This window comes from Bacillus sp. BB51/4 (genome assembly GCF_008368845.1).
GTDB lineage: Bacteria > Bacillota > Bacilli > Bacillales > Bacillaceae_G > Bacillus_A > Bacillus_A wiedmannii.
In genome coordinates this window covers 284,389-300,303 of record NZ_QOSC01000006.1, presented here as the reverse complement: position 1 = coordinate 300,303, position 15,915 = coordinate 284,389, and the positions used below count along the sequence as shown (strand labels likewise).

9 protein-coding genes are annotated in these 15,915 nt (G+C 33.8%); all 9 read left to right on the top strand.

Features of this window, described 5'->3' with window-relative positions; translation table 11 throughout:
- Positions 1–50 precede the first annotated feature (50 nt).
- The 9 genes from DN392_RS07600 (at position 51) to dptH (ending at position 15,909) form a co-directional block, all read left to right on the top strand.
- Positions 51–1,640 carry an ATP-binding protein gene (locus DN392_RS07600; protein WP_149238003.1) on the top strand — a complete coding sequence of 530 codons (1,590 nt, stop codon included), beginning with the start codon at positions 51–53 and terminating at the stop codon, positions 1,638–1,640.
- Positions 1,641–1,659: 19 nt separating this feature from the next.
- Positions 1,660–2,337: a response regulator gene (locus DN392_RS07595; RefSeq protein ID WP_097949991.1), complete on the top strand. Its 678-nt coding sequence runs from the start codon at positions 1,660–1,662 to the stop codon at positions 2,335–2,337.
- Entirely contained in the window at positions 2,334–3,302 is a 969-nt protein-coding gene (locus DN392_RS07590) for a tripartite tricarboxylate transporter substrate binding protein (protein ID WP_149238002.1), read from the top strand. The genes DN392_RS07595 and DN392_RS07590 overlap by 4 nt, the downstream gene beginning before the upstream one ends.
- A 136-nt stretch (positions 3,303–3,438) precedes the next feature.
- The gene (locus DN392_RS07585; RefSeq protein WP_149238001.1) at positions 3,439–5,292 is read left to right on the top strand and encodes a PDDEXK-like family protein; all 1,854 of its coding nucleotides are present in this window, start codon (positions 3,439–3,441) and stop codon (positions 5,290–5,292) included.
- Between the two features lie 68 nt (positions 5,293–5,360).
- Positions 5,361–5,777 (top strand): hypothetical protein, encoded by a 417-nt coding sequence (locus DN392_RS07580; protein ID WP_149238000.1) that lies wholly within the window; start codon positions 5,361–5,363, stop codon positions 5,775–5,777.
- Between the two features lie 90 nt (positions 5,778–5,867).
- Entirely contained in the window at positions 5,868–6,809 is a 942-nt protein-coding gene (locus DN392_RS07575) for a helix-turn-helix transcriptional regulator (protein ID WP_149237999.1), read from the top strand.
- A gap of 255 nt (positions 6,810–7,064) precedes the next feature.
- Positions 7,065–9,341 carry a DNA phosphorothioation-dependent restriction protein DptF gene (gene dptF / locus DN392_RS07570; RefSeq protein WP_149237998.1) on the top strand — a complete coding sequence of 759 codons (2,277 nt, stop codon included), beginning with the start codon at positions 7,065–7,067 and terminating at the stop codon, positions 9,339–9,341.
- A gap of 6 nt (positions 9,342–9,347) precedes the next feature.
- Positions 9,348–10,745 carry a DNA phosphorothioation-dependent restriction protein DptG gene (gene dptG, locus DN392_RS07565; RefSeq protein ID WP_149237997.1) on the top strand — a complete coding sequence of 466 codons (1,398 nt, stop codon included), beginning with the start codon at positions 9,348–9,350 and terminating at the stop codon, positions 10,743–10,745.
- Positions 10,726–15,909: a DNA phosphorothioation-dependent restriction protein DptH gene (gene dptH, locus DN392_RS07560; protein ID WP_149237996.1), complete on the top strand. Its 5,184-nt coding sequence runs from the start codon at positions 10,726–10,728 to the stop codon at positions 15,907–15,909. The genes dptG and dptH overlap by 20 nt, the downstream gene beginning before the upstream one ends.
- The last annotated feature ends 6 nt before the right edge of the window (positions 15,910–15,915 follow it).

Here is a 15,915-nt window from a genome sequence, read left to right as displayed (position 1 = left end):
TAGAAAAAGGAGATTGATAGTTTTGAATATTTTATCAAAGGATATGAAGTATGAAGAAATCACGCAAAGTGTCATTACAAACGAAAATAGTAAGCTTAATTATCGCGTTAATTTTATTTGTCGTTCTCCTATTAGCAGGAATATTTGTTTACATTCAGTCCGTTGATACGAAGCGCCAAGTGGAGCAGCTAGCACTGCAAACAGCGAAGTCGCTTTCTTTTATGCCTGCTATAAAAGATGCTTTTCAAAATAATGAGCATAAAAGTATGATCCATTCTATTGCGGAACAAGTTCGTGAGCAAGCTGGTGCAGATTATGTCATTATAGAAGATCGTTATGGGGTTATGTATTCCCATTCTAATTCGGAGTTAATTGGCACAAAGAGTAACAATCCATATAACTATGAAGCACTCACTTTTGGTGGTTATTATACGCTCGAAGGAAATGGTGTAAATGGCCCGGCTTTAATGGCGAAAGCACCGATTATTGTTCAGAACGGAGACTACGATCAAGTCGTAGGTGTTGTGACAGTAGAGTTTTTAATAAAAGGTATTGAATCTAACATACTGAGCAGAACGAAAGAAATTATACTCTTTTCCTTAGCTGTATTATTAGCCGGCATTGTTGGTGGCATTCTTTTAGCACGTAGCATTCGTAAAGACACACTCGGTTTAGAGCCGAATGAAATCGCAGCGCTATACCGGGAACGAAGTGCGATACTACTATCTATAAAAGAAGGGATTATAGCCATCGATCAAAATGGTTTTATTACGATGATGAACACGTCAGCAGAAGAGATGCTACATGTAAATGGTGATTATATGCAACAACACATTTCAAAAGTGTTACCGGATTTTAATATGGAAAGAGTGCTAGAAAACGATCAAGAAATCGCGTTTCAAGATAAAGTGTTTATTTTAAATAGGACACCGATACTTGAAAATAATAATACGGTAGGCGTTGTATGTAGTTTTAGAGATAAAACGGAATTACAAAACTTAGTGAATACAATATCTGAGGTAAGAAAGTATTCCGAGGATTTACGCGCTCAAACGCATGAATTTACAAATAAACTTTTTGTCTTATCGGGATTACTTCAGCTAGGACATTACAAAGAAGCGATTGAATTTATCCAACAAGAATCTAATATTCATCAAAGCCAAAACCATATTTTATTCCATCAAATTCATGATGCGAAAGTACAAGCTATTTTATTAGGAAAAATCGGAACAGCGTCTGAGAAGAAAATTGATTTTCATATTGAAGGTGATAGTGCGCTTCATCCGTTACCAGAGCATATAAAAGTTTCGCACCTTATTACGATACTTGGAAACATAATCGACAATGCGTTTGATGCGGTGAGTGAACGAGAGGAAAAGAGTGTTTCCTTTTTCGTTACGGATATTGGACACGACATTGTGTTTGAAGTGATAGATAGCGGGATCGGGATACCAGCAGAAAAAATAAGTACCATTTTTCAAAAAGGGTTTTCAACGAAAGGAAACAATCGTGGCTACGGACTAGCAAACGTGAAAGAAATGGTAGATCTACTAGGGGGAACAATTGAAATTCAAAACGAGAAAAATGGGGGAGCTATTTTTACAATTTACCTTCCGAAAACATTGAGAGAAAGTACATGACAAACAGGGGGATGGGCATATGTTGAAGGTTGCAATTGCAGAAGATGATTTCCGCGTCGCGCAAATTCAGGAAGAGTTTTTATCAAAAATAAAAGACGTAAAAGTGATCGGAAAAGCATTGAACGCGAAAGAAACGATGGAATTACTACAAAGGGAAGAAATCGATTTACTTCTATTAGATAATTATTTACCAGACGGAATCGGTACGGACTTATTGCCGAAAATCCATGCTGATTTTCCGAACGTTGACGTCATTATGGTTACAGCGGCAAATGAAAACCATATGCTAGAAAAAGCAATCCGAAATGGCGTAAGCAACTACCTTATAAAACCGGTCACGTTAGAAAAATTCGTTCGCACAATTGAAGACTATAAAAGAAAGAAGCAATTATTACATAGTAACAATGAAGTGAATCAAGCGCTCATCGATAACTTCTTCGGCACTTCGCAAACACAAGACATAAAAAACTTACCGACCGGTGTGGATCCGTTAACACTGCAAAAAGTGAAAGGGATTATAAAAGGATTCGAAGAGGGGATTACAATAGAAGAAATGGGAGAACAAATGGGGGCCTCCAGAACAACCGCAAGAAGATATTTAGAATACTTAGTAGCGACAAATGAATGCACAGTAGAGTACACATACGGCATTATCGGACGACCAGAACGAAAGTACCGAATAGGACGAGGACTATGAAAAAACGATTATTACTATGTATATGGATCATGACAGGAGTAATAGTTGGTTGTTCTTCGGAAAAAACTCAAACGAATACAGTAAACATAGACAAAGTAGAAATCGTTGCGCCAAACGTTCAAGGAGCAGGGTGGGACTTAACAGCAAGAGCGATGCAAAAAACGCTCACAGCAGAAAAAATCTTCACAAAACCAATAACTGTCACAAACAAAGTAGGTGGCAGCGGTGACGTCGGATGGAAATATACGAAACAAAAAGGTGGTCACGTACTGGCGATTAACTCAAGCTTACTCATAACGAACAACCTACTAGGCCACAGTAAACTAACATATAAAGACTTCACACCGCTCGCAACATTAGCATCGGACTGGGAAGTTGTTGTCGTATCAAAAGAATCAAACATAGAAAACGCAAACGAACTAATGAAACAACTAAAACAAAACAAAAAAAACTTCAAAATCGGCGTTGCTCCAGGTCTAGGAAACGACGATCACCTATCCTTCGTACAAGTAAGCAAAGCATTCGGCATAAACCCTGCCGAACTACAATTTTTCGTCTACGAAAACAAAGAAAAAATCATAAACGCCCTAACGAACAAACAAATAGACGCCGCAACCATGACCCTATCCGAAGCCGAAAAACAATACAAAGCCGGCAAAATAAAAATACTAGCCGTATCCGCACCAAAACGACTAGACCGACTATCAGAAATCCCAACATGGAAAGAACAAGGAATCGACGTCATCTTCCAGCACTGGAAAGGAATTATGGGCCCGAAAGATATGACGGAGGAAGAGGTTGCTTATTGGGATGGTGTTATTAGGAAGATGGTTGAGAGTGATAGTTGGAAGGGGATTTTGAGGGAGCGGGGTTGGAATTCTTATTATAAGGATAGTGGGGAGACGAGGGGGTTTTTGGAGGAGAGTAGTGGGTGGTATGGAGGGATGGTTAAGTTTAGTGATTAATGCATGTTTATTTGTAAGAAATAGGATATGTGACATAAATGATGCCACATTATAAGTTATAATTTACTTATAACAATTTATTAAAATGATTATTTAGGAGAATTAATTCACAAATTTATAAACGGCGGTGTGAGGAATGGATTATAATTTTGAGATTTTATCATTGTTAGATAATTCAATTGAGTTTGAGAAGCTACATAGTAAGTTTAATCGTTTTAACCCTTTTAAAATATTGAAGGTGGATAAATTTGAGATTAGGCATTCTAATATGATTGCTTGGTTACTTGATCCTACGGAGAATCATCATTTAAGTTCTATGTTTGTAAATAAGATCCTTTCTAGAACGTTTGTAAAAGCGGAGAATGAGGAGTTAATTGGACAATATAATTTTATTAAATTACATAAGCAGTCTCTTCAAGATTTGGAAGTGTTTCGCGAAGTACAAACGAAAAATAATAAACGAATTGATATTTTGGCAATATCAGAGGCGCAAAAGGTTGTTATTTTGATTGAAAATAAATATAAGTCATCTGAATCGGATGGACAATTACAAAATTACATAGATTTTGTTAGCGGAAAATATGCAGGGTATACGATCATTCCAATCTTTTTAAGTTTAGATGGTAGTGCGCCGAGTCATGAGTCGTATCTTACTTTAGATTATGGAGATATATTAAATATACTAAAAGGGCAATTAGATATTTATAGTGAGTATACGTCTAGTACGATAAAAGATTTTCTTTCCTACTATATTGATATATTAGAGGGGGAACTTGTTCGTGATGAGGAAGACATTGAACTAGCGTTAACAGTGTATAAGAGCCATAAGGCCGCTGTTGATTTTCTATGCTTAAATGGTAACGGAAAAGTAGTTGGAAAGTTTGTTAATAAAGAGTTGTTAAGTGCTGTGAAGAAGTTGAACGCTGAAGAAAAGGAAGATCTTCGCAAAATTTATAAGAAGTATGCTGAAACGCTTCATTTTATACATGGAGCTGGCAATAGCGTGATGAGAGAGGTATTTTTACAATTTGTAGAGAAAAATCAAATACCGGAAGATTGTTACCATGAACATATTCGCATTCCATCTTTCATTTTTGAAGAATGGAAACAACTTGATGAGATTGTTGGAGTCCCTAATCATGAGTGGTGGCTAAACAATGCTCTTATAACTTGGTTTGAGAGAAAAGCAGATGGGCGTATGAAACTTATCGTTGAAGTTGGGCCGTTGGAATACAAGCAGAGATTAAAGTTATTATGCAAGTTAGAGGAAAATGGAATTACTATTAAAGAAAAATCAAAAGAAGCTGGATCCATGTATACAAGAATTTATGCTGGATATGAAAATATAAGTGATTGGGCAGATCAAGATGAAATTCTCCGTGTGATGAATGATATGTATAACAATGCTGATTTTAATCAAGTGGTGGCAGCTATAGGCGATACTATAAAAGGGCTTGTATACGGAGAAGAAGATTCTTCTTCTTCTGAATTTGTTGCGGTAGAGAGTAGCCAAACAGACGCGGATACTTTAGCTAATGCTTTTCAATTATTCATCTATGAACAAAAGTTCCAAGAAGGTTTTTACAATATTCATCACCGACTACCATCATTTATTATGCCGGGGTTTCGCAAACTAGAAGAACAATTTGGAACACCGAAATGGAATTGGTGGTTAAATAACTGTGCAATTATGTGGTTTGAACGCTTGAAGGATAATAGGTTGAAACTGACGCTAGAAATTGGACCACTAGAATCACAAAAGAGATTAGCGCTATTAACAAGGCTTGAAAGTAAGGGGAGAAAAATAAGCGCGGCAGCGAAAAGGCCAGAAGCTTCGTATACAAGAATTTACACAAATACAAGTAGTATAAGTAATTGGTCAGATGAAGACATCGTTATACAGGCTATGAACGAGTTATTTAATGATGCGGACTGTCAAAATGTTATTCAAATGTTAATAGACATTGCTAAAGAGGAAGTTCATATTTAAAAGCAATGCCAAGTGCAGAGGAATGTACTTGGCATTTGTTTTAATGTAATAAAGGAGATTAGTCATTAATGAAATTAGCAAAAACAGAGATACAACAATTTATTTTAAAGCAATTGGAGCTTTGTGAGTTGAAAGAAATAAATGTCGAATTCGCAGTTCGAGGGCTAGATTTTGATCCGAACATGTTTATTCGTGCAGGAGAGAAGGGCTTAGAAATAGGGTTTTATAGATTAGTATGGAATAGTCCTGCCGTACCAGATATGATACGGTTTACGCATCATATATTATTATGGGAACATTTAGAGAAGTTAAGTGACAGTGAGAAAGCGGTAGAAATGAAAGAGAGTATTCGTATGGTGGCTGATTTTAGAAAAAGGCAGTATCAGCAGTGTCAGTTTTGTAATACAAAGACTTTGCCAGAACATCTTTTTGAAGATGGTGTATGTCAGGGATGTGCTAGTGAACATTTTGGGGTAATATATTGATTTTTTAGAAGTAATTATAGAAATAATTTAAAAGATAGTTCTATTCTTTTATACTTAAATGAGGATGGATGAATAGAAACGAGGAATTATATGAGCAAATTAAGTAACTGTCTATACATGATTGAGCTCCTGCATGCGAGAGGGAAAATGAGAATTAGTGAATTGGCAGAGTTATTAGAAGTAAAAGAGCGAATGGTCCGCATTTATCGTGATGATATTGAAATGGCAGGTATTAAAATTGAAACAACGAAAGGCAGATACGGTGGCTACTCCCTTTCAAGTACATCGTTATTTCCTATTAAAAATATGTCCCAACAAGAGCTAGATGCGTTAACGTTCTCTATTCAAAAACTAGTTTCAAAAGGTAATGACATTTATTCACGGGACGCACAAGTAGCATTAGATAAATTGAATGCCGTTCGGAAAGTGGAAACGAATAAAGACCGTCACATATACTTTGTGCAAAGATCGAAGCCAAACTATGCATTTTCGAATGAAAATCAAAAATATGTACAACTACAAGAAGCGTTATTTACAAGAAGCAAGGTGAAAATTCAATATGAGAAACGGTCTGGTGAAAGATCAGAACGAATTATCGATCCGTACGGCTTTGTACACTATAACGAATTCTTTTATTGCCTAGCCCTGTGTAATGATAAAAAGGAAAAACGTATGTTTAAACTATCTCGAATAAAAGATATTAAAACTTTGTATGATACATATAAAATACCCGCTGATTTTGATATTCGAGAAGAATTTCCGAAATTCGGCATTATGAAAGAACCGTTAGAAGTAGAGCTACTCATCTATCCGCCATTCGCCGTATCCGTACCAGAATCCATTTGGGGAGAGAATCAAAAGATAGAACATAATGATGATGGTAGCATCCTTTTCCGTGCGACGATGAGCGGGAAAGAGTCGATTAAGAAGTGGATTTTGGGGATGGGTGCTTCGGTTAGGGTGTTGGAGCCTAAGGGCTTGAGGGAAGAGGTTGTTGAGGAGGGTAGGAAGTTGTTGGAGATGTATGGTTGATTGTAAATGAATGGATAGGATATACGAATTAAAATTGAAAGTGACGTTATAAGTACCGGTTTTAGTGTTACCATAAATATATATTAAGATTTATATATAATTTTACAAATCTTTTATAAAATATAGATAGTAATTGGGAGTATGATTGTATATTTGGATATTTTATGTAATTTACATACGATTATTAATTAATTATAAAAGAATATGATAAAATATTATTAAAATACTAATAAGATGGCGTGAGGGATAGTAAATATGTCTGAAGAAAAATATTTTTTAAGTTTTATAGAGCATATTAATCAAGTTGCAGCGGTTAATGCGAAAAAAATGGAAGAGTTAATATATGAAGACCCAGCAAGTGCAATTGTGAAGGCTAGGTTATTTGCTGAAGCAATATTGAATGAGGTGTTCACCCAAGAAGAAATAAAGGTACCTTATATTTCTTCTCTTTATGATAAAATTTCCTACCTTGCAAAAGAAGGTTATATAACAGCGGAAGTACAAAGGGAGTTTGATACAGTTCGTTTGACGGGGAATAAGGCAGCACATGATGGTTCGTTTAATGACATTACTGCAGCTTTTAAATTGCATAAGGTCATGCATAATATTGCCGTTTGGTTATATGAAGTATATTCACCAGAACAATTGAAAATACCTGCGTATGAGCATCCGAGACCAGTACAAAGTACTGAGGTGGACATACAAGAAATCGTGAAAGCACAATTTATGCAGTTAATGGGTGCTACTTATAAGGAAGAAAATAAAAAAGAAGAGGCTATTATTAATGAAGATTTAGTGGGCGAGAGTGTCTTTTGTAAAGACCTTCCTGAGGGAGGAAGTTATTTATTAAGAGAGCTAAAAAGGTTACAAGATTCATCACAAGAGGCTATTGAAAACGCAAATGCATTTAGTCAATTTAAAAAATATATGCACGTGGAGAGAAAAATCCAAACTGATTTAGAGCGTATTTTGGTGAAAAATAAGGAACTTAACTCGTCTAGCTTAATTCTCCTTTGTGGTAGTGTTGGAGATGGGAAATCTCATTTATTAGCGTACTTAAATGAAAATAAGCGAGAATTACTAGAAGGATATGAAATTTTTAATGATGCTACGGAAAGCTTTTCTCCTAACAAAAATGCAATGGAGACTTTAGAAGAAATACTCCAAGGTTTCTCAGATCAATTGATCGGTCAGTCAAATAAAAAAGTTATTTTAGCGATTAATATGGGAGTTCTTCATAACTTTATTACATTAGAGCATCAGGAGTTTACTTATACAGCTCTGACTGAATTTGTTAAAAAAAGTGGACTGTTTTCAACAAATATTACAACTTGTTATAGTGAGGACTATTTCGACCTAATTAGTTTTGGAGATTATCACTCATATGAATTAACAGAAAAAGGACCACAATCAAACTTCTTTTTAACACTATTAAATAAAGTATTTAGTCAGGAAAAAAATAACCCTTTTTATTTGGCGTATCAAGAGGATATGAAAAATAATGTTCGTACAATGATTCATGAAAATTATGAATTTATTCAAGAGGCTAATGTACAAAAGCAAATTATTAATTTAATTATTCAAACGGTAGTAAAATTTAAATTGGTTATATCCGCGCGTGCCTTTTTGAATTTTGTTGCTGATATTATTATTCCAGACAATCTGGAAGTAATGAAGGAGCTTCCAGAGTTTGAAGTGTTAGAACATGCAGTTCCTAATCTAATGTTCAAAAGAAAAGAGCGATCTCCAATCTTAAAATCTTTACATGAATTAGATCCGGTGCATAGAAGATCTTCTTATATTGATCAAATTATTATTGATTTAAGTACCTTAAATCAATGGGATACTATATTAAATCGTTGCGTGCCATCAGAAAGGGCAATGGCTTGGTTTACTCCTTTTATAGTTGAAGAAAAAATAGAAGGATCATCTTTTATTGAATTCTCAGAGACTGTTATTCGAACGGCATATTTAATGGATGAGAATTTCTCTCGAAAAATAGAAGATGATACGTATCATAAATATGTAAAAAAATTGTTTGACTTTAATTCAGGAAATAAAAAAGAAATTAAACTATTTTATGAAGAAATAAAAGATGCGCTATTTAAATGGAAGGGAAGCCCTAAAAAAGGCTATATTTATTTAAATAAATCAAATAATAGGTATAGATTAGCCCAATTGCTTAATTTAAAACCCTTAACTGATCACCTGAAGTCAAATCCAAAAGCTGTATTGGAGTCCTTTAAGGCATCTATATTATTAGCTTATCATAATGGTAATAGGCAGGAGAGTATTCTATTGGAAATTGACTATCAATTATATTGCTTGTTAGTAAAGGTTCGTCAAGGTTATTGTCCTAATAAGAAAGATGAAGAAGACGCAATTAAATTTACAGAGTTTGTTGAGAAAATTATGAGATTTGGTGAGAAAAAGACGGAGTTATTAATCCATTTTCCAAACGATGCTCGTTTTTATAAACTAACTCGAGATGATTATGATGAGTTTGATGCTTTTGTATTTGAAAAGGAGTAGTTAATAATGAAGACAATATTAAAGATAAATGTTCTGGAAGAGTTATTGCGTAAGTATAAAAGGCATCATGTTGGAAATGTTGTTGACATATTCCCGTTCAATTCAAAAGGAACCGCAATCCGTGGGAATTTTAATGAGGCTATGGGAGAATATGTTAGAAATATTTGTTGTTTGCAATTAATAGACCAAAAAGATACTAGGTCAGAAATGTTGTTTTCTTCCTCGTCTTTAGTTGATCAGGTTATGGAAAAGATAGAATATGATGAAGAGGCTGCATATGATTTAGAGCGTTTTTTAAAACAATATTTATTTGGTCATGACAATAAAATTAGACCGATTCATCCATATTTATTTAATTACATGCCGAAATCAGAGGGGAAAGGCTTGTCTCAATACTCTCAATTTATAAAAGATATACTAATTTCTGATAGAACTAGTGTTAGTTTTATATTTAATAACAAAGAGTCGGAGGATATTTTAACGGAGTTAATACTAAGTAATTTAGAGGTTTCCACTAAGGAAGAAATTATGGAATACCAGGTTTTAATGGGAAACATAGCAACTTTATATCAAGAGGATTTATTATTTTTAAGTAAATATAAAGATTACTTTTTGAAGTCATTTGTATTGCTTACACATTTCTATACTTTCACGTATTTATGCCAATTGGTTGTGAAATTTGGGCAATTCGATGTAGCTAACTATTCTGAAGCAACACCGCTATATTATGCTTTAGAGTGGGAATCCATTAATAAAAGAAGAAAAGCAGCAGATGAAATAGAGGGTTTTAAAAGAATTAAGACGAAAGCACCTGATTTATTTGTGCATTTACATACAATGTCTCAACTTAGTTGTCACGAGTTGCAAGATACTGATCAAGATAAGAAATTAAGATTTATGACTTATACTGAACTTAAAGAATTGATGAATGAAAAAGGAGAAGATAATGCAGAACAATTTCTACTAGATATTAAAGAGTGGATTGCTAAATATAGTGCAATAGAAGAAGTTTCGAAAGGTAATGTGACACAGAAAGAAGAGCCTCAGAATTTATCACAGGCTTTTAATACATTGTTTAAGTGTTTAAAAGAGGGAATGAGTACAAAGACTTGTGAAGAGTTTGGAGCAAATGTTGAAGATCTAGGTGCAGGTGTCTTCTTAAAAAATAGAGGTAGTATCGGGGCTGTTTTTAATATGAGCCATGAAATGTTACTACTTTTAACTGCTGTATGTGTTAAAGAAGAGAGAATGCCGTTAAATTGTTTATTTGAGGAATTTTCTAAACGAGGTGTGTCTTTTGATAACCACTCTCGTAAGTTAATTATTGAACTATTTGATTCGCATAATATTTTAGACAAAAAAAGTGATAGTGGTGATGCACAGTATGTCAAACGAATTTTATAATTATATATGTGAGTTGTTATTGGTTGATTTTAAAAATCGCTCAATAAAAGCCGGGGATAGGTTTTATTTACAACTGGATAAAGTAGAGGACGTAGAGAATTTAGTAGAAGCATTACAAGAGCAGGAAAATGTTAAACAATTTGTTTATAAGCATGAAAAAGGCGAACCGTATAAAACATTTTCAGTTGAAATAAAAAATGTTCAACTTGTTATTGCTTATACAAGTGAAAATGTGAAACCAGATTTCTTAGTTACTTTACGAAATCAAGTTGGTGAACAAAAAGGTGTGTGGAAAGATACAGCTTTATTGAGTATAGTTTCAGAGCAATTGGATTCAATTCAGGGAGGGAGTAGTGATCTTCAAAAGGATGGAATGCCGTTGCATCCTAATTCTATAGTAAAGGGATTAAAGCAAGAGATTGAAAGTAGTACACTTGATAAAACTGCTTGCAATATCCTTATAGAAAATATGAATATGATCAAGCGAGAACTAGCGTATCAACAAATAACTTTCTTTGAATTTGAAGAGATTTTTTCTGTTCTTGCAAAAGGTACGATAGAGGATCATGACTATCAAAAATTTTCTATGTTTAAAGATGAAGACTTGTCTACTTTCACAGGTAATAAACAAAAAGAACGTTTAAGTAAAAATAGGGAACTATACGAATTTGTTAGAAAAATACATGATTTTGGATTAGGAGCAGAAGAATTAGAAAAAAAGTTTTCTCCAGAAGGTGCTAATCAGTTAAATCATGAAGAGTGGAAGAAGATGAAGTTTTCTAATGTTTATAAGTTTTACGAAGATTACTTAAATCGTCAGCGGCAGGTATCGATTTCTTTGAAAAATTTATCAATTAAGGAAGGACTAAAATTTTGGGATAAACCGCAAAAAGAGACTGCCGCAGGTGAAAGAAAAAGGCATATAATTATATTTAATTCGGAAGGTAAAGAGGAAATTAATATCAATGCTGCATTTTTAATTAAGGGTGGCGATGTTAAAAGCTTATCAAATAAATTTGTAGTGGTCCCTAGGGCTTTTCAAAAAGATGTAGAGGTGACTGTCGGAAGAACAAATCTTAATGTGGCTATTAAAGTCGCAAATAATAAGGCGACATTTACCAGATTGGCTTATAAGCATGATAAAAAGTCTACTTTAGGGGCAGAATTATTTATTGTTATATTACCAGTAGAATCAAATGTTTTAGAATCCTTTAAAACGGCGTACTCAATTGCTCCTACTAAGAGTTTGATTGAGTTAAAATATGGAGAAGAAGAACTTACATTTGGCCAGGGATATAACAAACAAATAATAGAGGTATATGAAGAGAATAGTATTTTTGATTTTGATTTTGATGATCAGCTGGTTATTTTACCTCAACCTGAAGCTTTTAATGATGCAGAAGAAATGACAATGAATATTCGTTTACTTAAGAACGAAGTGGTCATTCCAATTATATTGAAAAATGAGTTGCCGGAATCTACCCCGATTAATGGAGAGCGAATTTGGAAATTAAAGCGTGAGCAGCAAAGAGATTTTGAATGGATAAATAACCGTTTGCGTTTTGGGAACAGAGAATTTTATTTAAGCCCAGAATATAAAAATTTATTCGAATGGGAGTACCAATGGATTGAGAATGGATTTAAGTGTGCTGTAGTAGAATCTGATGCATTAGTCCCTGAAGAGGTGTCTATTAGTGATGAACTAAGAGAAGCTTATAGTAGATTTTTAACTTACTTTAAAAGTAAAAAAGGTATACCAAGTTTATGTTATTACAGTGATGAGCTAGTTAAAAGAGCAGAAGAATATTTGAATGCTTTTATACAAGAGATTAAAGGTTTTGAAGAAGGTCATGAAGCGGGCAAGCGCGGACGGGATTTATTTAAGTTAGGGACAGTGATGGGGAATAATGTAATTAAATTCACACCGTTCCATCCAGTTATGGTCGCTTTTCAATTAAAAATGAATAATTTACTTTCAAATGAAGAAGTAGATAATAGTATTTTACAACGATTAAAGCCAGATGGACTAGTTCCATATATTTATAACGATCGAGATCAATTATATAGACCGGATAATCAGAATATCGCATTAGAGTGGATGGACTTTAAACCAGTTAATCAGGTGTCAGTATCGGATGCGAATCAATATTTAGCAAAAGTAATTGAGGATAAAATTCAGCAGTTTGAAGGACATTTTGGTTATTTATTTAGTGAGTACTCTAAGGCACCGCTGCAAATTAATTTAATCAATATTGAAAACGATCATGAAACTTTTAGAGGTATCGTAAATTGGATGCTTGAAAGAATTAGATCAAAAGGGCCTGAAGGTTTAAAAGCTGTTGAAGTTACGCTTTATAAAGAAGAAGGCCAGGACAGTGCATTTGATAATTTCTCAAGAATAGAATCGGTAGAGGAGTTTCAAACAAAATTTAATATTAATTTAGGCGCAAAACAGCAGCATGAACCCCAGGATATATTGCGATTCATTCGTGAAAAGCTATTTTATTATAAAAAAGAAATGGGCGAAGAATATAAGTATGCTCATATTTCTTTCTATAAAATGCAAGCGCAAGAGCGATATGCATTACAATCTATGGATGAAATGTTATCAGGTTTAGCAATTGATGGGTTATACACTACAGTACCTTCAATGAAGAGTAATGAAAACTATAAGAGTGGTTTCGGTGTTAAAGCATATGCTGTAGAGGAAGAGAATCTTTTAACTCAAACAACGTATTATTTTAATGAATTATGCGCAAACCTTCATAATGGCGGAAATAATACGTATCGAAAAGGTGAAGCGATTTTCTCTAGAACAACGAGTGCAGATGAAAAAACTCTAGAAGATATTTTTAAATCTTCTTATTGGGTAACGTTTGTAGACCCAAGTTTCGATCTGGAGTTCTTTAATGATTACGAGCAAAATCTAGTTGTTATTCATTATAGTGATCAATATTCATCTTCAAGTAGATATGATGCTATTACTGTAACAGACAAATCGCAACAATATCATTTTGTTATTGAAGAATTTTTAAAGGAAAAGCAAGTAGAGAGTAAAAAAGAAAATGTAGAAAGTACTATTAAAGCATTTAATACTTTTAATGGTGAATGGTTACTTCGTGTTATTGGTAGTAAGGGCCATTACTCTAGAGAAAAGTTGAGTATCATTTCCGCCATAAAATTTTCTTTAGCTTACTTTGAGCATCGTGATATTTTATGGGTGCCGATTTCCTTAGAAGAAGTTTTAAGAGTGGCCGGTACTGTTAATTTAAAGAAAGCAGACGGGATATTTACAACTAAAAACTTAGGGAGAAATGGCGTTCATAGCGATGATTTACTTTTAATAGGTTTAGAACAAGTAGAGAATGATATAATGATGCATTTTTATCCTGTTGAAGTGAAAATTGGTGCTAATAAAAATGATGTATTAGAAAAGGCAAGAAAACAAGTTAAGCATACGAAGAAGTTAATCAATGATGCACTAACAACTAATTCTTTTGCTAGCCGTTTCTATCGTAATTTCTTTGCTCAACTTTATATTTCTAATGCTAATAAAATATTTAAAAGTAGATTCTGGGAAGAGAAAAATTATGAATTGAATAATAAAGTGGTTGAGAAGCTGCTAAAAGATCAATTTACTATTTCAAATAGAATAGAATCATCGATTGGTGAAGGAGCTATTTTATCCTTCCAGCGAGACGCTTATCATAGAAGTGCTAAACTGGATGAAGGGATTACGCTATTAAACCTTCCAGAGTTTGATGGATATAGTGGTCTTATACAACCAATGGAAGATATGAAGAATTGGATTCAAGAAACAGAAGGCGATTTTATTAAGGAAGAATTACTTTCTCATAAATATACAGGTGCCTGTAGCGAAGTAGAAAGTGCGTCATCTTTCAGCTCAGAAAAAAATGAATTAGAGGCTGATGTAGAGGTAGAAGCAAATCCTGAAATTATCGATTCTAATGAGGTTACTAAAGAGAGAATCGATAATACAATAGAAGTTCTTGAAGAAACAAAAGAAAGAGAGCCACAACAATTAGAAGAATCCCGAATTCTAATTGGGAAGGCAGAGAACTCGAATAGAAAGATTTATTGGGAGTATGGTAATAAAGGATTGGCGAATAGACATTTGTTGATCTCAGGTAAATCCGGACAAGGTAAGACATATTTCATGCAATGCTTATTATTAGAAAAATCGAAGCAAGGTATTCCAAGTATTGTTATTGACTATACAGAAGGATTTTTACCAAACCAATTAGAAGATGAATTTGTAAAAGCAATGGGTACAAAGTTAAAACAAAAGATTGTATATAGTGAGCAGCTTCCGATTAATCCGTTTCAAAAGAATGAAAGGGATATTGGAGGAATTACGCTTCCGGAATCTAATACGGATGTTGCTGAAAGAATTAAGAGTGTATTTGCTGCTGTATATAGCACATTAGGTGTGCAACAATTAAATGCGATTTATGAAGGTACTCTTAATGGGTTGGATAAGTATGGAGACGATATGAGCCTAATAAAGCTTAGAGAATGTTTAGAAGAAGATGGTTCTAGCTATGCTAAGACGGCTTTATCTCAAATAAGACCGCTTATCGATCGTAATCCATTTAGCCATGAAAATACAATAAATTGGAAAGATGTTGTAGATAGTAATGGTGAGATTTTTATTATTCAGTTGACTGGATACCCTCGAGATGTTCAATTAATGATTACAGAATTTATTTTATGGGACCTTTGGAATTATTCCGTAAGGTTTGGAAATAAAAATAATCCAATGCCTGTTATAATGGATGAAGCACAAAATCTTGATCATACGGAAAAATCACCTTCTGCACGAATTTTACAAGAAGGACGTAAATTTGGATGGTCTGCATGGTATGCAACTCAATTTTTAAAATCTCAATTGGCTACTGATGAATTAGCAAGGTTACAAAATGCTTCACAGAAGGTTTATTTTGCGCCGCCAGAACAAGAGATTTCTACAATTGCTACTAGTCTATCTAACGAATCTTCAGAGAAAAAAGAATGGGAGAATAGACTTTCAACATTGAAAAAAGGTCAATGTATTGTACATGGACCTGTGTTACAAGTAAATGGTGAATTGTCTCAACCAACTGTAACTGTGGTTGATATTATATCTTTATCTGAGAGAATATAAAAAGGA

What these genes read in the sequence shown, in the direction of transcription:
- DN392_RS07600 (WP_149238003.1), top strand. Translation starts at nt 51, where the DNA reads ATGAAGAAATCACGCAAAGTGTCATTACAAACGAAAATAGTAAGCTTA.
- DN392_RS07595 (WP_097949991.1), top strand. Translation starts at nt 1,660, where the DNA reads ATGTTGAAGGTTGCAATTGCAGAAGATGATTTCCGCGTCGCGCAAATT.
- DN392_RS07590 (WP_149238002.1), top strand. Translation starts at nt 2,334, where the DNA reads ATGAAAAAACGATTATTACTATGTATATGGATCATGACAGGAGTAATA.
- DN392_RS07585 (WP_149238001.1), top strand. Translation starts at nt 3,439, where the DNA reads ATGGATTATAATTTTGAGATTTTATCATTGTTAGATAATTCAATTGAG.
- DN392_RS07580 (WP_149238000.1), top strand. Translation starts at nt 5,361, where the DNA reads ATGAAATTAGCAAAAACAGAGATACAACAATTTATTTTAAAGCAATTG.
- DN392_RS07575 (WP_149237999.1), top strand. Translation starts at nt 5,868, where the DNA reads ATGAGCAAATTAAGTAACTGTCTATACATGATTGAGCTCCTGCATGCG.
- dptF (WP_149237998.1), top strand. Translation starts at nt 7,065, where the DNA reads ATGTCTGAAGAAAAATATTTTTTAAGTTTTATAGAGCATATTAATCAA.
- dptG (WP_149237997.1), top strand. Translation starts at nt 9,348, where the DNA reads ATGAAGACAATATTAAAGATAAATGTTCTGGAAGAGTTATTGCGTAAG.
- dptH (WP_149237996.1), top strand. Translation starts at nt 10,726, where the DNA reads ATGTCAAACGAATTTTATAATTATATATGTGAGTTGTTATTGGTTGAT.